This window comes from Bacillus cereus group sp. N11 (assembly GCF_016483605.1).
GTDB lineage: Bacteria > Bacillota > Bacilli > Bacillales > Bacillaceae_G > Bacillus_A > Bacillus_A toyonensis.
In genome coordinates this window covers 1-21,886 of record NZ_JAEHBN010000032.1, presented here as the reverse complement: position 1 = coordinate 21,886, position 21,886 = coordinate 1, and the positions used below count along the sequence as shown (strand labels likewise).

Genomic DNA, 21,886 nt, shown 5'->3' with positions numbered 1-21,886 from the left:
TTGTGAGTGGAATCATTACTATTTTAGGATTAGGTGCTGGTGAATTAGATCAGCTAACGATGGGCGTATACCGAAAGATAAAAGTAGCAGACCATATGTTTGTTAGAACGAAGGAGCACCCGGTTATAGAAGAGTTGGAGAAAGAAGGTATAAAATATACGGCTTTCGACAATATATATGAAGCGCATGATACATTTGAAATTGTATATGAAACAATTGCGAATACATTGCTAGAACAAGCTGAAGGTGCAGAAATTATTTATGCTGTTCCAGGTCATCCGCTAGTAGCAGAAAGAACAGTTCAGCTACTTTTAGAAAAAGGAGAAGTAGCAAATGTTGAAGTGCGAATTGAAGGTGGACAAAGTTTCCTTGATCCAATGTTCGCAAGTTTAAAAATCGATCCGATTGAAGGATTCCAATTAATTGATGCTACATCATTTGAAAGAGGGCAATTAGAATTACGTCAACATTTAATCTTTTGCCAAGTGTATGATGCGTTCGTTGCTTCAGATGTGAAGTTAACATTAATGGAAATATTGCCAGATGATTATGAAGTGTATATCGTAACAGCTGCAGGAACTTCGTTTGAACAAGTCAAAAAGGTACCGTTGTACATGTTAGATCATGAAACAGAATTGAATAATTTAACGAGTGTGTATGTACCACCAGTTCAGGAACGTGCATCCTTGTATCAACAGTTTGATGTACTGAGAGAAATTATTGCAGACCTTCGTGGACCGAATGGTTGTCCGTGGGATAAAAAGCAAACACATCAATCTTTAAAGAAGTATTTAATTGAGGAAGCTTATGAAGTATTGGAAGCAATTGATGAAGAGGACGATGATCACTTAGTAGAAGAGCTAGGTGATATATTATTACAAGTCATGCTTCATGCCCAAATTGGAGAGGATGAAGGTTGGTTCTCCATCGATGATATTATTCGAACTTTATCGGAGAAAATGGTTCGTCGTCATCCACATGTGTTTGGAAATGCAGATGTAAATAATGCTGAAGAAGTGATTGCGAATTGGGAAGAAATTAAAAAACAAGAAAAGGGATTCGTAAAAGAATCTGTTTTAACTGGAATTCCAAAAAGTTTGCCGCAATTAATGCGTGCCTATGAAATTCAGAAGAAAGCTGGAAAGGTTGGATTTGATTGGGTTGATGTACAGCCAATGATAGAGAAAGCCCTAGAAGAATGGCAAGAATTCCAGCAAGAAGTTATAAATATGGATGAGGAAAAGATGCTAGGTGAATTTGGCGATTTACTATTTGCATTTGTTAACATAGCTCGTCATTATAAATTAGATCCAGAAGAAGCATTACGTTCAACTAATGAGAAATTTATGGGGCGTTTTTTATACATGGAAGCAAAAGTAGCTGAAATGAATAAAGAAATGCAAGATCTGTCATTAGAACAGTTGGATGTTTTATGGGAAGAGGCAAAGCAAACAGAGCGTTAATAGGGGGATTTGATATGCGTCTAGATAAATTTTTGAAAGTGTCACGTTTAATTAAAAGAAGAACATTAGCAAAAGAAGTATCTGATCAAGGAAGAATATCTATCAATGGTCAAGTCGCAAAAGCGAGTTCAGATGTGAAAGTGGCTGATGAATTAACAATTCGTTTCGGTCAAAAAATAGTAACGGTGAAAGTAAATGAATTGAAAGAAACAACAAAAAAAGAAGATGCAGCAAATATGTATAGCCTAGTTCGCGAAGAAAAAGTAAAAGCAGAAGAGGGCTTGTTCTAAAATCTGCTATCCCTTCATACATTACTATTAGCTAGTATAAAGCTATGGGGGGATTTTCGTGAATAATGGTTACTCACCTATGTCTTCTAATCAACAAAATGTTTCTGTAGAGCATGATATTATTATGCGTGGTAGGCGTGTGATCGATATTACTGGTGTAAAACAAGTAGAGAGTTTTGATAGCGAAGAATTTTTACTCGAGACTGTGATGGGTTTTTTAACAATTCGTGGACAAAACTTGCAAATGAAGAATTTAGATGTGGAAAAAGGTGTTGTATCGATTAAAGGCAAGATTCATGAGATGTTGTATATTGATGAGAATCAAGGGGAGAAAACTAAAGGCTTCTTTAGTAAGTTGTTTAAATGAGTCTAACAATTCAGTTGTATACAATGCTTTCGATGATCGGAATGGGTGCTTGGATTGGAGCATCATTAGATACATACCAACGTTTTTTAAAGCGTCAGGAACGTAAACGTTGGCTTGTATTTATACATGATATACTATTTTGGGTTGTCCAAGCATTATTCGTTTTTTATGTATTACTTCTCGTAAATGAAGCTGAACTACGTATATATGTATTTTTGGCATTATTATGTGGTTTTGCGGCATATCAAAGCTTATTGAAAGCACTATACATGAGGTTGTTAAATTTTCTCATCTATATTTTTGTGCAAACAACACATTTTTTTGTTCGAATTATACAGCTACTCATGATAAAACCTGTTATTATTATAGCGCAGCTATTTATTGCATTTATATTATTCTTATTTCGTATACTGCTTTCAATTGGACATGTGTTATGGAAAATGGTGATTTGGATATTACTTTTCATATGGAAAGTTTTTTTCTGGCCTGTTCGATTTATTGCTTTGCTCATATGGAAACTTCTCCCTAATCGTGTTAAACTTTTTATAATGAAACATGTAGGGTTCCTGCAATATATAGCAAAATTGAAGGGACACATCTTCCAACTATGGGAGCGTATAAAAAAGAAGTTAGGGGGACCTCGGAAATGAGGGAACTGAGACAAAGAACAATCGAAAAACAGAGTCCAAATCCTGTTAAAGAGCATATAATACAAACGGATGAGAACAGGAAGCGACTTTATCGCCGTTTAGCGGTTTTTCTTGTCTTTGCTTTTACAATTATTGCGAGTATTAGTGTAACTTTTTATCAACAAAACAGTTCCATTAAAGCAAAAGAAGCAAAAGTTAAGGACATGAAAAAAGAACTAGATTCATTAACGAATAAAGAAAAAAGTCTAAAAGACGAAGTTCAAAAGTTAAATGATGAAGAGTACGTATTAAAGATTGCTAGAAGGGATTATTTCTTCTCCGGAAAAGGGGAGATAATTTTTCCTGTTTCTAAGTAAAGTATGTCTTATTGACACTATATTTTAGGATTATATATAATAAAGTAAAATTTGACTTTTTAATCACTAAGGAGGAGCATTTTTTTTATGTCAATCGAGGTAGGCAGCAAGTTACAGGGTAAAGTAACAGGTATTACAAATTTTGGGGCTTTTGTGGAGCTGCCAGAAGGCTTAACGGGTCTTGTTCATATTAGTGAAGTTGCTGATAATTATGTGAAAGATATTAACGATCACTTAAAAGTGGGCGACCAAGTAGAAGTAAAAGTTATTAATGTTGAAAAAGATGGGAAAATTGGTCTATCTATTAAAAAAGCGAAAGAACGTGAAAAAACAGAAGGAGATCGTCCACGCGGTGAATACCAACGCGGTGGTGATCAACAACGTTCTGGACGTCCACAACGTAATAATCGCTCTTTCAACAGAGATAATCGCGGTGGCGGTAACGACCGAGCTCCAAAAGAAACATTTGAGCAAAAGATGGCACGCTTTTTAAAGGATAGCGAAGATCGTTTAACTTCTTTAAAGCGTAACACAGAGTCTAAACGTGGTGGCCGTGGCGCACGTCGCGGATAATAAGAACGTTTAGTTTTTAACATATAGAGAGGTACCCAGAGTGATGGCTCAGGGTGCTTTTTTATATGCGAAAATATATTTTTTAAAAAAATTTTTGAGATGTGTTGACTTTAAATGATATCTGATGTAAGATACTAATTGTCCGTTAAATAAGACGACATGGCGGTGTAGCTCAGCTGGCTAGAGCGTACGGTTCATACCCGTGAGGTCGGGGGTTCGATCCCCTCCGCCGCTATATTTAATTTAACGGCCCGTTGGTCAAGTGGTTAAGACACCGCCCTTTCACGGCGGTAACACGGGTTCGAATCCCGTACGGGTCATCTAAAAAGATCATGCAAACTTGCATGATCTTTTTTTGTTAAATAAAAAAGTAAGACATACAATACTTCTACAAAATCACCTTAAATTTTCTGAATCTTCAATATAATAAAGAGAGATAAATTACATACTATGTATATATGTAGAGTTATTTCGAATAAAAAGTCGAACGATTATAAAAGTGAAAACTGTTGTTTTGACAAAAATCCCAATAAGCATCTTTTATAATGACAGTAATTAAACTATGCAGGTGGTGTTAAAAATATGCCTAAAGCAGGAAGGAATACTATGAATACAAGTGCATTGGCAATGAATGAAAGTCAGCTTGGAGGAATAAAGTGGACGAGTAAGTTGCGAATGAAGTTTGAACAAGTTTTCTTTAGATGGGGATTTATTATTGTTGTTATTGGTTTTCTTTTGGGAAGAGCATATATATTAACAAACATTTTACCGTTTGCATTACCGTTTTTCGCTGCCGTTTATGTTATGAAGCGAGATAAAATGCCGCTCGCATTCCTAGCTTTAATGGGAGGAGCACTTTCAGTTTCGATAGATAATTTATTTTTTACTTTCGCGTCTATCTTTACTTTCTTCATTTATAATATCTTCTTTAGTCGGTTTACACGTAAAACTGTTGGACTTGTACCATTCCAAGTATTTATCTCCGCATTAACCGCACATTTAGTTGTTGTATATTTTGCACAGCAAACTATCACCATGTACGATTTGCTCGTTAGTACGATTGAAGCGGGGCTTAGTTTCGTATTAACGATGATATTTTTACAAAGTGTTCCGCTCTTAGTAGAAAGGAAAGGGAAACAACAAGCATTAGAGACAGAAGAAATTGTTTGTTTAATTATATTACTAGCATCTGTTTTAACAGGTACGACGGATTGGTTTGTATATGACGCTTCTATTCAACATATTTTCACTAGATATTTAGTGTTAGTATTTGCCTTCATCGCCGGCGCTGCTACAGGATCCACAGTTGGGGTTGTCACCGGCTTAATATTAAGTTTAGCGAATGTGTCCAGTTTGTCTCAGCTTAGCCTTCTTGCTTTTTCTGGATTGCTTGGAGGGTTATTGAAAGAAGGGAAGCGTCTAGGCGTTAGTTTAGGTTTGTTAATTGGGACAAGCTTAATTACATTATATGTAGATAAACAAACGAACATTGTAACAACTTTAATTGAATCAGGTGTGGCAATTGTTTTCTTTTTATTAACACCGAAACTTGTTCTGGATCGCATTGCTAAATTTATGCCGGGAACACAAGAGCATTCACAAGATCAACAACAATATTTAAGAAGAATGCGCGATGTTACAGCGAACAAAATTAATCAATTTGCAAATGTGTTTGCGGCTTTATCTAATAGCTTTTCTGTATATGGTTATGTGGAAGAGGAAGATAAAGAAACAGAGGCAGATTTATTTTTAAGTACAATTACTGCGAAAACATGTCAAACGTGCTTTAAAAAGGATCAATGCTGGGTGGTTAATTTCGACAAAACGTATGATTATATGAAACAAATAATGAGTGAAACGGAAGAAGGAACACTGCAGCATAATCGGAAGTTAGTTCGTGAATGGGACAAGCATTGTGTGAGAGGTAAGAAAGTAACAGATTTAGTAGCCGGTGAATTAGATCACTTTTATGAGGGACAAAAATTACGAAAACAAATGAAAGAAAATCGCAGAATAGTAGCGGAGCAATTATTAGGCGTATCAAAAGTTATGGAGGATTTCGCACAGGAAATACAAAGAGAGCGAGAAAATCATCAAGTACAGGAAGAACAAATTTTGCAAGCGTTTCGTGATTTTGGCGTCGAAGTGGAGCATGTTGATATTTATTGTTTAGATAGAGGGAGCATTGATATTGAGATGTTAATTCCGGCTGCATCTAATGAGCATGGTGAGTGCGAAAAATTAGTTGCGCCGATGCTTTCGGATATTCTAAAAGAAAATATTGTCGTTAAACATGAAGAAAAGTCTTCTTATCCAAATGGTCACAGTTTAATATCATTTGGTTCAGCAAAGACGTATTCTCTTGATACGGGGTTGGCTACAGCTGCAAAAGGCGGTGGGTTTGTTTCGGGGGATTCTTATGCGATGATGGATTTGAGTGTGGGTAAATATGCACTTGCGATTAGTGACGGTATGGGAAATGGGCAACGAGCTCATATGGAGAGTAAGGAAACGGTAAAATTATTACAAAAGATACTTCAATCAGGTATCGATGAGGAAATAGCAATTAAATCGATCAATTCAATTCTTTCTTTAAGAACGACAGAAGAGATGTTTACAACGCTGGATTTGGCGATGGTAGATTTACGGGATGCGAATGCGAAATTTTTAAAGATCGGATCGACGCCGAGTTTTGTTAAACGCGCAAATAATATTTTGAAAATTGAAGCAAGTAATTTGCCAATGGGGATCATTGAAGATGTTGAGGTTGATGTAGTGGGTGAGCAATTAAAAACGGGCGATATTCTTATTATGATGAGCGATGGTATTTTTGAAGGAGCGCAGCATGTGGAGAACCATGAATTATGGATGAAACGAAAAATTAAGGAACTGCAAACCGAGGACCCGCAAGAAATTGCTGATATCATTATGGAAGAAGTGATTCGTTCTTGTGATGGTTATATAAATGACGATATGACAATTGTTGTGGCGAAAGTAAAGAAGAATATGCCAAAGTGGGCTACGATTCCAATTGTAGGAATGCAGGCGCAATAAAGTAAAACTTTTATCTGCTACTGATTCATATAGTCTATTCTGAAAAACCTAGGCGAATTCCTAGGTTTTTTTGCTTTAAAAGGTAATGTTATTATTTTTTTGAATATGTGCGGAGGATGTAAGATAAAAATGTAATTTTTGTATATCTTTTTTTTGCACAATGTTTGTAAAAGTTGTACCATTATAGACAAGGTAACTAACGTTGCTGTTCTTGTTTAATGAAAGGTGATTACGAAGTTGAAAGATACATTTGTTGAAAAGGTAGATGACTTTGTAAAGCAGCATGATGTATTAAAGGAACGTTCAACAATTGTTGTAGGAGTTTCGGGTGGCCCTGACTCTTTAGCTCTTCTATATTATTTGTTAGAAAAAAGGGCAGAAAAACAGTTGGAAATTGTAGTAGCGCATGTGGATCATATGTTTAGAGGCGATGAATCTCATGAGGATCTACAGTTTGTGCAGGATCTTTGCAAAGGACTGGGAGTTATTTGCGAAACGATAAGGGTTAACGTGTCGCAATATCAACAGCAATACGGAATGAATGCGCAGGTTGCTGCTAGAGAATGCAGATATGCATTTTTGGAAAGAATAATGAAGAAATATGATGCGAGATATGTAGCTCTTGGGCATCATGGAGATGATCAAGTAGAAACGATTTTAATGCGCCTTGTACGAGGGAGTACTCCGAAAGGGTATGCAGGAATTGCAGTGAAGCGTCCTTTTCATAATGGATATTTAATTAGGCCTTTACTTGGAGTAACGAAGGAAGAAATTGTTAATTACTGTAATGAGCTAAATTTAATTCCCCGTATAGATCCGAGTAATAAAAAGGAAGTATATACAAGGAATCGATTACGTAAATATGTCCTTCCTCATTTGAAAGAAGAAAATCCACAAGTGCATGAGAAATTTCAAAAATTTAGCGTGCAGATGCAAGAGGATGAGGCTTATTTGCAGGAATTAGCTTTTGAGAAAATGAATAAAGTAATTACAAAAAAAAGTGATAAACAAATTAGCTTATCAATTCCTGCCTTTGAATCCATGTCTATGCCTTTACAAAGAAGAGGGATTCAACTAATATTAAACTATCTTTATGAATATAAGATTCCATCTTCTCTTTCCTCTATACATATTGACAAAGTGATTGAGTTTTTTAAGCGGACACAACCTTCGGGTTCACTTGATTTCCCAGGTGATTTAAAAATTGTTCGCACATACGAGGAGTGTAGCTTTGGATTTAAACAAGAAATTGTTTCTCCTTTTTCGCAAGATTTATCAGTACCCGGGACAATTACGCTATCGAACGGGGATGAACTTGTAATAGAGGTGAGCGAAGATATACCAAGTAACATGAATGAAACAGTATTTGTTGCTAAGTATAATGATATATCATATCCACTTCGTATTCGTTCTAGGGAAAATGGAGATCGCATGTCAATACAAGGTATGAATGGCACAAAAAAGATAAAAACTATTTTTATCGAAGCAAAAGTACCAAGAGAAAAAAGAGAAGCATGGCCGGTCGTTTGTGATGCAAGTGGGAATATTATTTGGATACCCTTGTTGAAGCGATCTGCATTTGCTGTTTCGAAAGAGATGGCAAAGAAGGATAAATATATGATTATTCACTACAAAAGCAAGGAGTCTTCCGGGAGGATAATGAAATGATGAATCAAGATATCGAAAAAGTATTAATTTCTGAAGAACAAATACAAGAAAAGGTGCGCGAATTAGGTGCAATTATTGCAGAGGATTATAAAAACACAGTACCTCTTGCAATTGGTGTATTAAAAGGCGCAATGCCATTCATGGCAGATTTATTAAAGAGAACAGATACATATCTTGAAATGGATTTTATGGCTGTATCTAGTTACGGTCACTCTACTGTTTCAACAGGCGAAGTGAAAATTTTAAAAGATCTTGATACTTCTGTAGAAGGTCGCGATATTTTAATCGTTGAGGATATTATTGATAGCGGTCTTACGCTAAGTTACTTAGTGGACCTATTTAAATATCGTAAAGCGAAGTCTGTAAAAATTGTTACGTTATTAGACAAACCAACAGGCCGCAAGGTAGATTTGAAAGCGGATTATGTTGGATTTACTGTCCCACATGAATTTGTTGTAGGATATGGATTAGATTATAAAGAGCAGTACCGTAATCTTCCTTATGTAGGAGTATTAAAACCAAGCGTTTACTCAAATTAATTAAATACAGGCGTTACAATTGTATAGGAAAGTTTTTCTATGTTACGATTTACAATAGTGTTTATGCCGTGAGAGGAGGTTAGGAATGAATCGTATCTTCCGTAATACCATCTTTTATTTACTGATATTCCTAGTAGTAATTGGAATCGTGAGCTATTTTAATGGTTCAACGCAAAAAACGACATCAGTTAGCTACGATAAATTCATTACTAAACTAGAAAAAGGTGAAGTGCGCAATGTGCAACTTCAACCGAAAAATGGTGTGTTTGAGGTAAAAGGACAATTTAATACTTCTAGCCAAGGAGAACAATTTGTTACTTATGCACCAAATACTGAGGAATTACAAAAGAAAATTAATGATAAAGCGCAAGGTGCTGAAGTTAAGTATCAACCAGCAGAAGAAACAAGTGCTTGGGTAACCTTCTTTACTTCTATCATTCCGTTTGTCATTATCTTCATTTTATTCTTCTTCTTATTAAACCAAGCTCAAGGCGGCGGTAGCCGTGTTATGAACTTCGGGAAAAGTAAGGCGAAGTTATATAATGACGAAAAGAAAAAAGTTCGTTTCAGAGATGTTGCTGGAGCGGATGAAGAGAAACAAGAGCTTGTTGAGGTAGTTGAATTCTTGAAAGATCCTCGTAAGTTTGCTGAAGTTGGTGCCCGTATTCCTAAGGGTGTTCTGTTAGTGGGACCTCCAGGTACAGGTAAAACTTTATTAGCACGTGCTGTTGCAGGTGAAGCTGGCGTTCCGTTCTTCTCTATCAGTGGTTCTGACTTCGTAGAGATGTTTGTCGGTGTCGGTGCATCCCGTGTACGTGATTTATTCGAAAATGCAAAGAAAAATGCTCCTTGTATCATTTTCATTGATGAAATTGATGCAGTAGGACGTCAACGTGGCGCAGGTCTTGGTGGTGGCCATGATGAGCGTGAGCAAACGCTGAACCAATTACTTGTTGAAATGGATGGATTCGGTGCAAACGAAGGTATTATTATCATCGCTGCAACAAACCGTCCCGATATTCTTGATCCAGCATTATTACGTCCAGGTCGTTTTGACCGTCAAATTACAGTAGATCGTCCAGATGTAAATGGTCGTGAAGCTGTACTTAAAGTACATGCTCGTAATAAACCGCTTGATGATCATATCAACTTAAGAGCAATTGCAACTCGTACACCAGGGTTCTCTGGTGCCGATCTTGAAAACTTATTAAACGAAGCTGCTTTAGTAGCTGCGCGTCAAGATAAGAAGAAAATTGATATGAGTGACATTGATGAAGCGACGGATCGTGTTATTGCAGGTCCAGCTAAGAAAAGTCGTGTTATCTCTGAAAAAGAACGTAATATCGTTGCATTCCATGAAGCTGGCCATACTGTAATTGGTGTTGTCCTTGATGAAGCAGATATCGTTCATAAAGTAACAATTGTCCCTCGTGGTCAAGCTGGTGGATATGCAGTAATGCTTCCGAAAGAAGATCGTTACTTCATGACAAAACCAGAGTTACTTGATAAAATCACTGGTTTACTTGGTGGTCGAGTAGCTGAAGAGATTGTGTTTGGTGAAGCAAGCACAGGTGCTCACAACGACTTCCAACGTGCGACTGGTATTGCAAGACGTATGGTTACGGAGTTCGGTATGAGTGATAAGCTTGGACCGATGCAATTCGGTAGCTCGCAAGGTGGTCAAGTGTTCTTAGGAAGAGACTTCCATTCAGAACAAAACTACAGTGATGCAATTGCACATGAAATCGATGTGGAAATGCAAACGATTATAAAAGAATGTTATGCCCGCGCGAAACAAATTCTTACTGAAAAACGTGATAAGCTAGATATTATTGCGAAAACGTTACTTGAAGTAGAAACGTTAGATGCAGAGCAAATCAATCATTTATATGATTACGGCAGATTGCCAGAGCGTCCAACATCTTCAGATGATGTAAAAGTAAACATCAATATGAAGAAGGACGATGAAGACGTAGAAGATAAGTAAGAGATAAAGGAGTGACAATTGTCACTCCTTTTTTATTTGTAGAAAAATACTAAGTCGGAAAAATTTTTAATAAAATTAGTATTAAAAATTGAAATAGAGAGTAATCTTTTTGTAAAATGATGAGGATAGAAAAGCTGATTATATAAGTATGTGTGATATGATGTTTTTATAAGTTTTATACATACTACATAAATATAGATTAAATAAGATAAGTGGTGAGAATATGATTTTTGTATTGGATGTAGGGAACACAAATGCTGTACTAGGCGTATTTCAAGATGGGGAACTTCGTCAGCATTGGCGTATGGAAACAGATCGTCACAAGACGGAAGATGAATATGGAATGCTTGTAAAGCAGTTACTTGAGCATGAGGGTCTTTCATTTGAAGATGTGAAAGGTATTATTGTGTCTTCAGTTGTACCACCAATTATGTTTGCTTTAGAGCGCATGTGTGAAAAGTATTTTAAAATTAAACCGCTTGTAGTAGGGCCCGGGATAAAAACAGGGCTAAATATTAAATATGAAAATCCGCGTGAAGTAGGCGCAGACCGAATTGTAAATGCAGTAGCGGGAATCCATTTATATGGAAGTCCGCTTATTATTGTCGATTTCGGTACGGCTACCACATATTGTTATATTAACGAAGAGAAGCATTACATGGGTGGAGTTATTACACCGGGAATTATGATTTCAGCGGAAGCCTTATATAGTAGAGCGGCAAAACTTCCTCGTATTGAAATTACAAAACCAAGTAGTGTTATTGGGAAGAATACAGTAAGTGCGATGCAATCTGGTATTCTTTACGGATATGTTGGACAAGTGGAAGGTATTGTTAAGCGTATGAAAGAGGAAGCTAAACAGGAACCAAAAGTTATTGCAACAGGTGGATTAGCGAAATTAATTTCAGAAGAATCAAATGTAATTGATATCGTAGATCCGTTTTTAACGTTAAAAGGTTTGTATATGTTATATGAGCGTAATGCAAATTTACAGTATGAGAAAGGTGAATAAATAAGTATGAAAGATTATTTAGTAAAAGCTTTAGCATTTGATGGAGAAGTACGTGCGTATAGTGTGCGTACAACAAATACAGTAAGTGAAGCGCAAAGACGTCACGACACGTGGAGAACTGCTTCAGCAGCGCTTGGCCGTTCTTTAACTGCGGGTACAATGATGGGTGCGATGTTAAAAGGTAATCAAAAGTTAACAATTAAGGTAGAGGGTAACGGTCCGATTGGTCCAATCTTAGTGGATGCTCATGCAAATGGGGATGTACGTGGTTATGTAACGAATCCGCATGTTGATTTTGAAGGAACAGAACAAGGAAAACTACGTGTATATCAAGCGGTGGGAACAGAAGGATTTGTAACTGTAATTAAAGATATTGGTATGCGCGAGCCGTTTATTGGTCAATCTCCAATTGTTTCAGGTGAATTAGGAGAAGACTTCACGTACTATTTTGCAGTTTCTGAACAGACGCCTTCTTCTGTTGGTGTTGGTGTTCTTGTAAATGGAGATGACAGCGTATTAGCGGCGGGTGGATTTATCCTTCAAATTATGCCGGGCGCACAGGAAGAAACAATTTCATTCATTGAAGATCGTTTGCAAAAAATCCCTCCTGTATCAACATTGATCGAACAAGGTCTTTCTCCAGAAGAGCTACTATATGCAGTTCTTGGGGAAGATAAAGTAAAAGTATTAGAAACTATGGATGTTCAATTTAATTGCACTTGCTCACGTGAACGTATTGAGAGTGTGTTAATTAGTTTAGGTAAAACAGAATTAGAGCAAATTCGTGAAGAAGAAGAAGAGACGGAAGTGCACTGTCATTTCTGTAATGAACGATATAAATTCTCTAAAGAAGATATTACAAGCATAATTGTGAACTTGTAATAAGGAAGTTTGGGTGGAGAATTGTTCGCTCGGATAGATTGACAAACAGGGAATTTTCTGACAAAATCTAAATATAGATAAAACCAATAAAAATACTCGGTGTTAGGAGTGACAGGAATGCGAGTGGCACAATCAGTTTCAGAATTAATCGGGAAAACGCCGATCGTTAAGTTGAACCGCATCGTAGAATCAGACAGCGCAGATGTATACTTAAAATTAGAATTTATGAATCCTGGGAGCAGTGTTAAAGATCGTATTGCATTAGCTATGATTGAAGATGCTGAAAAGAAAGGATTATTAAAAGAAGGCGATACAATCATTGAGCCAACAAGTGGTAACACAGGAATTGGTTTAGCGATGGTAGCGGCCGCTAAAGGATATAAGGCGATTTTAGTAATGCCAGAAACAATGAGTATTGAGCGTCGTAATTTATTACGTGCTTACGGTGCTGAATTAGTATTGACTCCAGGTCCTGAAGGAATGGGTGGGGCAATTCGTAAAGCGACTGAATTAGCGAAAGAGCATGGCTACTTTATACCGCAACAGTTCCAAAATCAATCAAATCCAGAAATTCATCGTTTAACAACAGGTCCAGAAATTGTTGAACAAATGGGTGATCAATTAGATGCGTTTATTGCAGGTATTGGTACAGGTGGAACAATTACTGGTGCTGGTGAAGTGCTGAAGGAAGCGTATAAAGATATTAAAATTTATGCAGTAGAACCTGCGGACTCACCAGTATTATCTGGTGGGAAGCCGGGTCCACATAAAATCCAAGGAATTGGGGCGGGATTCATCCCAGAGACATTGGATGTAAAGGTATATGATGAAATTATTCAAGTAAAAACAGAGCAAGCGTTTGAATATGCGAGAAGAGTGGCTAAAGAGGAAGGTATTTTAGTTGGTATCTCTTCAGGAGCAGTTATTTATGCAGCGACAGAAGTTGCGAAAAAATTAGGTAAAGGGAAAAAAGTACTTGTTATTATTCCAAGTAACGGTGAACGTTATTTAAGTACACCACTTTATCAATTTGAATCATAATTGAATGTGATTGAAAAGCATCCTTGAAAAAGGATGCTTTTTTCTTTTTGGATTGGAAATAGGAAAAGAGTGATTGACTAGAAAACTTCATGTAAAATAAGAGGTAGTATAATTAATTTATTTTCACTAACCTTCGAGTATAATCATTTTCTATATAAAGAGCTTATGTAGTTTGAGGTGGTTAATCTAAGAGGGTGGGATAAAAGAAGACGGGGTGTTGATATGCAACGAAGAAAATCTTTAGCGCTTTCTATTCCATATCAGTTAGATTTCTTTAAGCAATATAAATTTCTTTCTCAGGATAAGCCGCAACATATTTTGCTAGAAAGCGGACGTGGCGGTCGTTATAACATAGTGGGGTTAAACCCAGTAGCGGTAATCCAAGGGAAGGATGAAACGTTACATATAAGCGAAAGTGGTAAGGAAACAATAAAGCGAGGGAATCCATTAGATTTAATGCAAGAATATATGGAAAAATGGAAAACAGACTACAATCCAGAGTACCCGCCGTTTCAAGGTGGTGCGATTGGCTACTTTAGTTATGATTGTATCCGTTATATCGAAAAACTCCCTTCTCTTGCAGAGGATGATCTGAATATACCCGATATATTCTTTTTATTATTTGACGATGTGTTTGTCTATGATCAAGAAGAAAAAGTATTGTGGATTATTACACATTATGTAGATAAGTATGCAGAGGCGGAAGAACGATTACATGAATGGAAGAATCTTTGGGCGGCAGAAGTGCCTGAAGTGACTATGCCGTTTGAACGTCCTGAAAAGAAAAATGAAGCGGTTGCTTTTACAGAAGAAGGCTTTATGAAGGCTGTTGAACGTATTCAAGAATATATTGGAAATGGTGATGTGTTTCAAGTAAATTTGTCGACAAGGCAAGAAAGAACTTTACAAACGCATCCGCTAGAAATTTATACAAGTCTTCGTAAAATTAATCCATCTCCATATATGGGATACTTGGAGCTTGGGGATTTTCAAATTGTTAGTGCTTCGCCTGAATTGCTAATTAAAAAACAAGGGCAAGAAGTAAGTACAAGACCAATTGCTGGTACAAGATCCCGCGGTGCGAATGAACAAGAGGATGAAGAATTAGCGAGGGAATTAATTGAGAACGAAAAGGAACGAGCGGAGCATGTAATGCTTGTAGATTTAGAACGAAATGATTTAGGGCGCGTTTGTAAATATGGCACTGTAGAAGTAGATGAATTTATGGTAATTGAAAAGTACTCACATGTTATGCATATCGTTTCTAATGTGCGTGGTGAGGTGGAAGAAGATAAGGATGCTTTCGATTTAGTGAAAGCTGTATTCCCTGGTGGAACAATTACCGGTGCCCCGAAAATACGTACGATGGAAATTATTGAAGAATTAGAACCTGTTCGACGAGGGATTTATACAGGTTCAATTGGTTGGATTGGTTATTCTGGAGATACGGAATTGAATATTGTAATTAGAACGCTTCTTGCTAAAGATGGGCAAGCGCATGTGCAAGCAGGAGCGGGAATTGTAATTGATTCAAATCCGAAAAATGAATATAAAGAGTCGTTAAAAAAGGCAATTGCTTTATGGCGTGCAAAAGAAAGTAGCGAAGAAACGGTTAGGTGAGAGAAATGATATTAATGATTGATAATTATGATTCTTTTACATTTAATTTAGTGCAATTTCTTGGAGAACTTGGACAAGAGCTTGTTATTAAGCGTAATGATGAAGTGACTATTGCAGATATTGAGAATATGAAACCAGATTTCTTAATGATTTCACCAGGTCCATGTAGTCCGAATGAAGCGGGAATTAGTATGGAAGCTATTAAATACTTTGCAGGAAAGCTTCCGATTTTTGGAGTTTGTCTTGGGCATCAATCTATTGCGCAAGTCTTTGGTGGAGAAGTTGTTCGAGCAGAGCGATTAATGCATGGGAAAACGTCGCCTATGCATCATGATGGAAAGACGATTTTCTCGGACATTCCTAATCCATTTACTGCAACGCGTTATCATTCCCTTATTGTTAAGAAAGAGACGTTACCTGATTGCTTAGAGGTAACATCTTGGACAGAGGAAGGGGAAATTATGGCGCTTCGTCATACAACATTACCGATTGAAGGTGTGCAGTTCCATCCGGAATCTATTATGACTTCTCATGGGAAAGAATTATTACAGAATTTCATTCGCAAATATAGTCCAAGCGTGGCATCATGTTAATTTACGTAAATGGTGAATATGTGGAAGCGACTGAAGCGAAAATTTCTCCTTATGACCATGGTTATTTATACGGACTTGGAGTTTTTGAGACGTTTCGTATTTATAATGGTCATCCTTTCTTGTTGGATGATCATTATAAACGTTTAATAGATGCGCTAGATACATTGCAAATCAAATGGACAATGACAAAAGATGATGTAATGCTTATTTTGAAAAATCTCCTCGTTAAGAATGAATTGGAGCATGCATATGTTCGTTTCAATGTATCGGCGGGTGTAGATGAAATAGGATTGCAAACGGAAATGTATGAAGAGCCGTCGGTTATTGTTTTTATAAAACCTTTACCAGCCCCAGGGGATATAGTGGAAAAAGAAGGGGTTGTTTTAAAACAAGTGCGAAATACACCAGAGGGTGCGTTTCGCTTGAAGTCCCATCATTATTTAAATAACATTTTAGGGAAACGCGAAATTGGAAATGTTGTGGATAAGGAAGGTATTTTCCTTACTGAAGCAGGTTATGTTGCAGAGGGTATTGTTTCGAATCTCTTTTTTGTGAAAGACAATGTTTTGTATACGCCTTCGCTAAAAACAGGGATTTTAAATGGTATCACTCGTGCATTTATTATAAAGGTTGCAGAGGAGCTTCGTATAGAAATAAAGGAAGGTTTCTTTACGAAAGATGAATTGCTTTCAGCAGATGAAGTTTTTGTAACGAATTCCATTCAAGAAATTGTTCCGCTTTATCATATAGAGGGACGAGATTTCCCGGGTAAAGTCGGAATGATTACAAAAAGGTTTATGCATCTTTATGAAATGCAGAGAGAGAAATTGTGGAGTAGAAATGAATTGCGAAGAGGAGATGTGTAATTTGAAGTGGGATTATGATTTGCGCTGCGGCGAATATACATTGAATTTAAATGAAAAGACATTAATTATGGGGATTTTAAATGTAACGCCAGATTCATTTTCTGATGGTGGGAGTTACAACGAAGTGGATGCTGCGGTGCGCCATGCGAAAGAAATGAAAAATGAAGGTGCTCATATTATTGATATTGGTGGTGAATCTACTCGCCCGGGTTTCGCTAAAGTTTCGGTGGAAGAAGAAATTAAACGAGTTGTTCCGATGATCCAGACGGTTTCGAAGGAAGTGGAATTGCCTATTTCTATCGATACGTATAAAGCAGAAGTTGCGAAACAAGCAATTGAAGCTGGTGCTCACATTATTAATGATATTTGGGGGGCGAAGGCGGAACCGGAAATTGCTGAAGTTGCAGCTCATTATGATGTACCTATCATCTTAATGCATAACCGTGACAATATGAGTTATCGTAATTTAATGGCGGATATGATTGCTGATTTGTATGACAGTATTAAAATTGCTAAAGCTGCTGGTGTACGAGATGAGAATATTATTTTAGACCCAGGTATTGGTTTTGCTAAGACGCCTGAACAAAATTTGGAAGCGATGCGTAATTTAGAACAGTTAAATGTACTAGGTTATCCAGTTCTTTTAGGCACTTCAAGAAAGTCCTTTATTGGACATGTACTAGATTTACCGGTAGAGGAACGTCTTGAGGGAACTGGAGCTACCGTTTGTCTCGGTATTGAAAAGGGCTGTGAATTTGTTCGTGTTCATGATGTGAAAGAAATGGCGCGTATGGCTAAAATGATGGATGCGATGATTGGTAAGGGGGTAAAGTAATTGGATAAAATTTATATCCATGATATGGAGTTTTACGGTTATCATGGTGTATTCCCAGAGGAAAATAAATTAGGTCAGAGGTTTAAAGTTGATTTAACGGTAGAATTGGATTTGAAACGTGCAGGAGAGAGTGATGACTTAGAGCATTCTGTCAATTATGGAGAGCTTTTTGAATTGTGTAGGAAAGTTGTCGAAGATAGAACGTATAAGCTTGTAGAGAGCATCGCTGAAAATATCGCTACAAATATATTGAAACAATATGAGAGTATTTCACGATGTACAATTAAGGTAATTAAACCAGATCCGCCGATACCAGGGCATTATCGCGCTGTAGCGGTAGAAATTACGAGAGAACGTTCATGAATAATATAGCGTACATTGCATTAGGTTCGAATATTGGAGAGCGTTATACGTATTTAACTGAAGCGATTCAGTTTTTAAATAAAAGTCCGTATATCCAAGTTGATGATGTTTCATCAGTGTATGAAACTGATCCAGTTGGCTATACTGACCAAAGTTGCTTTTTAAATTTAGTTATAAAAATTTCTACCAATTTATCACCACAAGAATTATTGAAAGTAACGCAAAAAGTAGAGAATGACCTAGGAAGAAAAAGGGAAATTAGATGGGGTCCGAGAACCATCGACCTTGACATCTTACTCTATAATCAAGAAAATATTGAAGCAGAGAATCTTATTGTTCCGCATCCGCGGATGTTCGAAAGAGCTTTTGTTATCGTTCCGTTGTTAGAAATTAATCAAGATATAAAACAAGACATTTCACGTTCACAAGTAGAAGAAATGAAAAGGCGAGAGGGAGTAACGGTATGGAAGCAGAAAAATGGGGAAGACGCATTCGTGCTTTTCGAAAGCTGAAAGGCTATACACAAGAAGGTTTTGCTAAAGAATTAGGGGTATCTGTATCTGTTTTAGGTGAAGTTGAGAGAGGGAATCGAGCGCCTTCCCAAGATTTTGTAGTAGAAGTTGCTAAAGCATTAAAGGTCTCGATAGAGGAACTAATGCCAAAGTAATTATGAAGGAAGGAGTAAATCGAGTGTTAAAGATTGCAAATATTGAGATGAAAAATCCGGTTGTACTAGCACCGATGGCGGGAGTGTGTAACTCTGCATTCCGTTTAACAGTAAAAGAATTTGGTGCAGGCTTAGTTTGTGCTGAAATGGTAAGTGATAAGGCGATATTACTTAATAATAAGAGAACGTTAGATATGTTATATATCGACGAGAGAGAAAAGCCATTAAGTTTACAAATTTTTGGTGGAGAGAAAGAAACGCTTGTAGATGCTGCGAAATATGTAGATAAATATACGACAGCAGACATTATTGATATTAATATGGGTTGTCCAGTACCAAAAATCACTAAGTGTGATGCAGGAGCAAAATGGCTTTTAGATCCAAATAAAATATATGAAATGGTAGCGGCAGTTGTAGATGCTGTTGAAAAGCCAGTTACAGTTAAAATGCGTATTGGTTGGGATGAAGAACATATTTTCGCAATAGAAAATGCTAGAGCTGTTGAGCGTGCTGGTGGACAGGCAGTGGCAGTTCATGGACGTACACGAGTGCAAATGTATGAAGGAAAAGCAGATTGGGATATTATTAAACAAGTAAAGCAAGCTGTGAATATCCCGGTTATTGGAAATGGTGATGTTGAAACACCGCAAGATGCGAAGCGTATGCTTGATGAAATTGGTGTAGATGGTGTTATGATTGGTCGTGCTGCTCTTGGGGATCCGTGGATGATTTATCGTACGGTAAAGTATTTAGAGACGGGTGAATTAATGCCGGAACCAACAGTGCGCGAGAAAATTGATGTATGTATGTTGCATCTAGATCGTCTTATCGATTTAAAGAATGAAAATGTTGCTGTAAGAGAGATGAGAAAGCATGCGGCTTGGTATTTAAAAGGTGTTCGTGGTAATGCGAGTGTGCGTAATGGCATCAATACTTGCAACACACGTCAAGACCTTGCGAATGTATTAGGTGCATTTGTAGAAGAAGTAGAAGCGAAACAACAAACAATTTATGTTGGTTAATAAGGGAATGTAGAAGATTGACATTCTTCTACACACTTCCTATAATTACGTGAAAGAAAGAAGAACTGCCAGTTAGTTGCTGGCAGTTTTTCTAGTTGAGTAGAAAATGCTATACTGTATATATTGTAAAAATTAATAGAGCTGGAGTGATATCAATATCATGGATAACATGAACCACGAAGAATTAAACGACCAATTGCTTGTTCGTCGTGAAAAGCTACATAATTTACGTGAGCAAGGAATCGATCCGTTCGGTAAACGATTTGAACGCACAAATTCAACAACGGACTTAGTAAGTCTATATGGAGAATTCTCTAAAGAAGAATTAGAAGAGAAAGAAATCACTGTTTCTATCGCTGGTCGTATTATGACAAAACGCGGTAAAGGAAAAGCTGGATTCGCGCACATTCAAGATTTACACGGACAAGTTCAAATTTACGTTCGTAAAGATACTGTTGGAGATGAAGAGTACGAATTATTTACGACAGCAGATTTAGGTGACTTAGTAGGTATTGAAGGTAAAGTGTTCAAAACGAACGTTGGAGAACTTTCAGTAAAAGCAACAGGATTTACACTTTTAACGAAATCCCTTCGTCCATTACCGGATAAATACCATGGATTAAAAGATGTTGAACAACGTTACCGTCAACGTTACTTAGACTTAATTACAAGTATGGAAAGTCGTGAAACATTTGTTACTCGTAGTAAAATCATTCGTGAGATGAGAAGATATTTAGATGACAACGGTTATCTTGAAGTAGAAACGCCTATGATGCACGCGATTGCAGGTGGAGCATCTGCTCGTCCTTTCACAACGCACCATAATGCGTTAGATATGGAATTATATATGCGTATCGCAATTGAACTTCATTTAAAACGTCTTATTGTGGGTGGATTAGAAAAAGTTTATGAGATCGGCCGTGTATTCCGTAATGAGGGTGTATCAACTCGTCATAACCCTGAGTTTACGATGATTGAATTATATGAAGCATATGCTGATTATAATGATATTATGAAACTAACAGAAAATATGGTTGCTCATATTGCGAAAAAAGTATTGGGTACAACAACGATCCAATATGGTGATTATGAAATTAATCTAGAACCAGAATGGACACGTCTTCATATGGTAGATGCAATTAAGCAACACTCTGGAGCTGATTTCTGGAATCCAATGAGTGTAGAAGAAGCGCGTGAACTTGCAAAAGAACATAATGTAGAAATTAAGGATACAATGGAAGTTGGTCATATTATTAATGAGTTCTTCGAACAAAAAGTAGAAGATAAATTAATCCAACCAACATTTATTTATGGTCATCCGGTAGAAATTTCGCCACTTGCGAAAAAGAATGACGAGGATCCACGATTCACAGATCGTTTCGAGTTATTTATCGTTGCACGTGAACATGCAAATGCATTCACTGAGTTAAACGATCCAATCGATCAAAAAGAACGTTTTGAAGCTCAATTAAAAGAGCGCGAGCAAGGTAATGATGAAGCTCACATGATGGATGATGATTATATCGAAGCTCTTGAGTACGGTATGCCTCCTACGGGCGGATTAGGAATCGGTATTGATCGTTTAGTTATGTTATTAACAAATGCACCATCTATTCGCGATGTACTATTATTCCCTGCTATGCGTCATAAGCAAGACTAAGCTTTGGAGATTTCTCCAAAGCTTTTTTTATTTTACTATGAGTGATTTGAAGGAAGTGGGTTTTGATAGGGATCGTTTAGAAATTATATTTATATAGAAGAAACATGCTATTTTTATGCTTTTTTACTAAGTTAAAAATTTTATTAGAAAAACTATTGCATTTTAATAAGCGAACTGGTATATTTATATTCGTTGCCACGAGAGGTAACAAAAGAAACAAACGAAAAACAACTTATTTAAAAAAAGTTGTTGACGAAAATATAACAAAATGTTATATTGATAAAGTCGCTTCTGAGCGACGAAGTAGTTCTTTGAAAACTGAACGAAACAAACAACGTGAAACGTCAATTTTTATTTTTAGATGCTAGACAAACTAAC

The 21,886-nt window shown here is 36.8% G+C and carries 22 protein-coding genes and 2 tRNA genes; all 24 read left to right on the top strand.

Annotated features, from left to right (window positions below; translation table 11 throughout):
* Window positions 1-2 precede the first annotated feature (2 nt).
* The 24 genes from yabN (at window position 3) to lysS (ending at window position 21,508) form a co-directional block, all read left to right on the top strand.
* On the top strand, window positions 3-1,463 hold the full coding sequence (gene yabN, locus JDS98_RS28870; RefSeq protein WP_087948811.1) for a bifunctional methyltransferase/pyrophosphohydrolase YabN: 1,461 nt from the start codon (window positions 3-5) through the stop codon (window positions 1,461-1,463).
* Window positions 1,464-1,477: 14 nt separating this feature from the next.
* Window positions 1,478-1,753 carry an RNA-binding S4 domain-containing protein gene (locus JDS98_RS28865; RefSeq protein WP_001234879.1) on the top strand — a complete coding sequence of 92 codons (276 nt, stop codon included), beginning with the start codon at window positions 1,478-1,480 and terminating at the stop codon, window positions 1,751-1,753.
* 58 nt (window positions 1,754-1,811) lie between these two features.
* Window positions 1,812-2,120, top strand: coding sequence for a sporulation protein YabP (gene yabP, locus JDS98_RS28860; RefSeq protein WP_001059100.1), 309 nt, complete (start codon window positions 1,812-1,814; stop codon window positions 2,118-2,120).
* On the top strand, window positions 2,117-2,770 hold the full coding sequence (gene yabQ, locus JDS98_RS28855) for a spore cortex biosynthesis protein YabQ (protein WP_000059779.1): 654 nt from the start codon (window positions 2,117-2,119) through the stop codon (window positions 2,768-2,770). Before yabP ends, yabQ begins: the two co-directional genes overlap by 4 nt.
* Complete coding sequence (gene divIC / locus JDS98_RS28850) at window positions 2,767-3,126, top strand: cell division protein DivIC (RefSeq protein WP_001208736.1); 360 nt, start codon at window positions 2,767-2,769, stop codon at window positions 3,124-3,126. The genes yabQ and divIC overlap by 4 nt, the downstream gene beginning before the upstream one ends.
* 87 nt (window positions 3,127-3,213) lie before the next feature.
* Window positions 3,214-3,699 (top strand): S1 domain-containing RNA-binding protein, encoded by a 486-nt coding sequence (locus tag JDS98_RS28845; protein ID WP_000021451.1) that lies wholly within the window; start codon window positions 3,214-3,216, stop codon window positions 3,697-3,699.
* Between the two features lie 161 nt (window positions 3,700-3,860).
* Window positions 3,861-3,934: transfer RNA gene (locus JDS98_RS28840), tRNA-Met, on the top strand.
* Window positions 3,935-3,947: 13 nt separating this feature from the next.
* Window positions 3,948-4,019 (top strand) — tRNA-Glu (locus JDS98_RS28835).
* A 262-nt stretch (window positions 4,020-4,281) separates the two neighbouring features.
* Entirely contained in the window at window positions 4,282-6,753 is a 2,472-nt protein-coding gene (gene spoIIE, locus JDS98_RS28830; protein WP_001123547.1) for a stage II sporulation protein E, read from the top strand.
* Window positions 6,754-6,990: 237 nt separating this feature from the next.
* Window positions 6,991-8,421: a tRNA lysidine(34) synthetase TilS gene (gene tilS, locus JDS98_RS28825; protein WP_070174023.1), complete on the top strand. Its 1,431-nt coding sequence runs from the start codon at window positions 6,991-6,993 to the stop codon at window positions 8,419-8,421.
* Window positions 8,418-8,960, top strand: coding sequence for a hypoxanthine phosphoribosyltransferase (hpt, locus tag JDS98_RS28820; protein ID WP_000981842.1), 543 nt, complete (start codon window positions 8,418-8,420; stop codon window positions 8,958-8,960). Before tilS ends, hpt begins: the two co-directional genes overlap by 4 nt.
* Window positions 8,961-9,045: 85 nt before the next feature.
* The gene (ftsH, locus tag JDS98_RS28815) at window positions 9,046-10,947 is read left to right on the top strand and encodes an ATP-dependent zinc metalloprotease FtsH (protein WP_001079666.1); all 1,902 of its coding nucleotides are present in this window, start codon (window positions 9,046-9,048) and stop codon (window positions 10,945-10,947) included.
* Window positions 10,948-11,170: 223 nt separating this feature from the next.
* The gene (locus JDS98_RS28810) at window positions 11,171-11,959 is read left to right on the top strand and encodes a type III pantothenate kinase (RefSeq protein ID WP_000578374.1); all 789 of its coding nucleotides are present in this window, start codon (window positions 11,171-11,173) and stop codon (window positions 11,957-11,959) included.
* A 6-nt stretch (window positions 11,960-11,965) separates the two neighbouring features.
* A complete protein-coding gene (hslO, locus tag JDS98_RS28805) occupies window positions 11,966-12,841 on the top strand; it encodes a redox-regulated molecular chaperone HslO (protein ID WP_000656375.1) in 876 nt (291 codons plus the stop codon).
* 117 nt (window positions 12,842-12,958) lie between these two features.
* Window positions 12,959-13,882 carry a cysteine synthase A gene (cysK, locus tag JDS98_RS28800; protein WP_001261721.1) on the top strand — a complete coding sequence of 308 codons (924 nt, stop codon included), beginning with the start codon at window positions 12,959-12,961 and terminating at the stop codon, window positions 13,880-13,882.
* A gap of 222 nt (window positions 13,883-14,104) precedes the next feature.
* Window positions 14,105-15,502 carry an aminodeoxychorismate synthase component I gene (gene pabB, locus JDS98_RS28795; protein WP_199634592.1) on the top strand — a complete coding sequence of 466 codons (1,398 nt, stop codon included), beginning with the start codon at window positions 14,105-14,107 and terminating at the stop codon, window positions 15,500-15,502.
* 5 nt (window positions 15,503-15,507) lie between these two features.
* Window positions 15,508-16,095, top strand: coding sequence for an aminodeoxychorismate/anthranilate synthase component II (pabA, locus tag JDS98_RS28790; protein ID WP_000602280.1), 588 nt, complete (start codon window positions 15,508-15,510; stop codon window positions 16,093-16,095).
* Window positions 16,089-16,961 (top strand): aminodeoxychorismate lyase, encoded by an 873-nt coding sequence (pabC, locus tag JDS98_RS28785; protein WP_199634591.1) that lies wholly within the window; start codon window positions 16,089-16,091, stop codon window positions 16,959-16,961. The genes pabA and pabC overlap by 7 nt, the downstream gene beginning before the upstream one ends.
* Entirely contained in the window at window positions 16,936-17,796 is an 861-nt protein-coding gene (gene folP / locus JDS98_RS28780; RefSeq protein WP_002176114.1) for a dihydropteroate synthase, read from the top strand. The genes pabC and folP overlap by 26 nt, the downstream gene beginning before the upstream one ends.
* Window positions 17,797-18,159, top strand: a complete 363-nt coding sequence (folB, locus tag JDS98_RS28775) for a dihydroneopterin aldolase (RefSeq protein WP_000358065.1) — start codon at window positions 17,797-17,799, stop codon at window positions 18,157-18,159.
* On the top strand, window positions 18,156-18,671 hold the full coding sequence (folK, locus tag JDS98_RS28770) for a 2-amino-4-hydroxy-6-hydroxymethyldihydropteridine diphosphokinase (protein WP_001059455.1): 516 nt from the start codon (window positions 18,156-18,158) through the stop codon (window positions 18,669-18,671). The genes folB and folK overlap by 4 nt, the downstream gene beginning before the upstream one ends.
* Complete coding sequence (locus tag JDS98_RS28765; protein WP_199634590.1) at window positions 18,623-18,826, top strand: helix-turn-helix domain-containing protein; 204 nt, start codon at window positions 18,623-18,625, stop codon at window positions 18,824-18,826. The genes folK and JDS98_RS28765 overlap by 49 nt, the downstream gene beginning before the upstream one ends.
* 23 nt (window positions 18,827-18,849) lie before the next feature.
* Window positions 18,850-19,848, top strand: coding sequence for a tRNA dihydrouridine synthase DusB (dusB, locus tag JDS98_RS28760; protein WP_000912241.1), 999 nt, complete (start codon window positions 18,850-18,852; stop codon window positions 19,846-19,848).
* 160 nt (window positions 19,849-20,008) lie between these two features.
* Window positions 20,009-21,508 carry a lysine--tRNA ligase gene (lysS, locus tag JDS98_RS28755; protein ID WP_000369685.1) on the top strand — a complete coding sequence of 500 codons (1,500 nt, stop codon included), beginning with the start codon at window positions 20,009-20,011 and terminating at the stop codon, window positions 21,506-21,508.
* Window positions 21,509-21,886: the final 378 nt, after the last annotated feature.

Bases quoted from the DNA above. Each gene is read 5' to 3' on its own strand.
- JDS98_RS28865 (WP_001234879.1), top strand. From the start codon at position 1,478: ATGCGTCTAGATAAATTTTTGAAAGTGTCACGTTTAATTAAAAGAAGA.
- yabQ (WP_000059779.1), top strand. From the start codon at position 2,117: ATGAGTCTAACAATTCAGTTGTATACAATGCTTTCGATGATCGGAATG.
- divIC (WP_001208736.1), top strand. From the start codon at position 2,767: ATGAGGGAACTGAGACAAAGAACAATCGAAAAACAGAGTCCAAATCCT.
- JDS98_RS28845 (WP_000021451.1), top strand. From the start codon at position 3,214: ATGTCAATCGAGGTAGGCAGCAAGTTACAGGGTAAAGTAACAGGTATT.
- spoIIE (WP_001123547.1), top strand. From the start codon at position 4,282: ATGCCTAAAGCAGGAAGGAATACTATGAATACAAGTGCATTGGCAATG.
- hpt (WP_000981842.1), top strand. From the start codon at position 8,418: ATGATGAATCAAGATATCGAAAAAGTATTAATTTCTGAAGAACAAATA.
- ftsH (WP_001079666.1), top strand. From the start codon at position 9,046: ATGAATCGTATCTTCCGTAATACCATCTTTTATTTACTGATATTCCTA.
- JDS98_RS28810 (WP_000578374.1), top strand. From the start codon at position 11,171: ATGATTTTTGTATTGGATGTAGGGAACACAAATGCTGTACTAGGCGTA.
- hslO (WP_000656375.1), top strand. From the start codon at position 11,966: ATGAAAGATTATTTAGTAAAAGCTTTAGCATTTGATGGAGAAGTACGT.
- cysK (WP_001261721.1), top strand. From the start codon at position 12,959: ATGCGAGTGGCACAATCAGTTTCAGAATTAATCGGGAAAACGCCGATC.
- pabB (WP_199634592.1), top strand. From the start codon at position 14,105: ATGCAACGAAGAAAATCTTTAGCGCTTTCTATTCCATATCAGTTAGAT.
- pabA (WP_000602280.1), top strand. From the start codon at position 15,508: ATGATATTAATGATTGATAATTATGATTCTTTTACATTTAATTTAGTG.
- pabC (WP_199634591.1), top strand. From the start codon at position 16,089: ATGTTAATTTACGTAAATGGTGAATATGTGGAAGCGACTGAAGCGAAA.
- folP (WP_002176114.1), top strand. From the start codon at position 16,936: ATGAATTGCGAAGAGGAGATGTGTAATTTGAAGTGGGATTATGATTTG.
- folK (WP_001059455.1), top strand. From the start codon at position 18,156: ATGAATAATATAGCGTACATTGCATTAGGTTCGAATATTGGAGAGCGT.
- JDS98_RS28765 (WP_199634590.1), top strand. From the start codon at position 18,623: ATGGAAGCAGAAAAATGGGGAAGACGCATTCGTGCTTTTCGAAAGCTG.
- lysS (WP_000369685.1), top strand. From the start codon at position 20,009: ATGGATAACATGAACCACGAAGAATTAAACGACCAATTGCTTGTTCGT.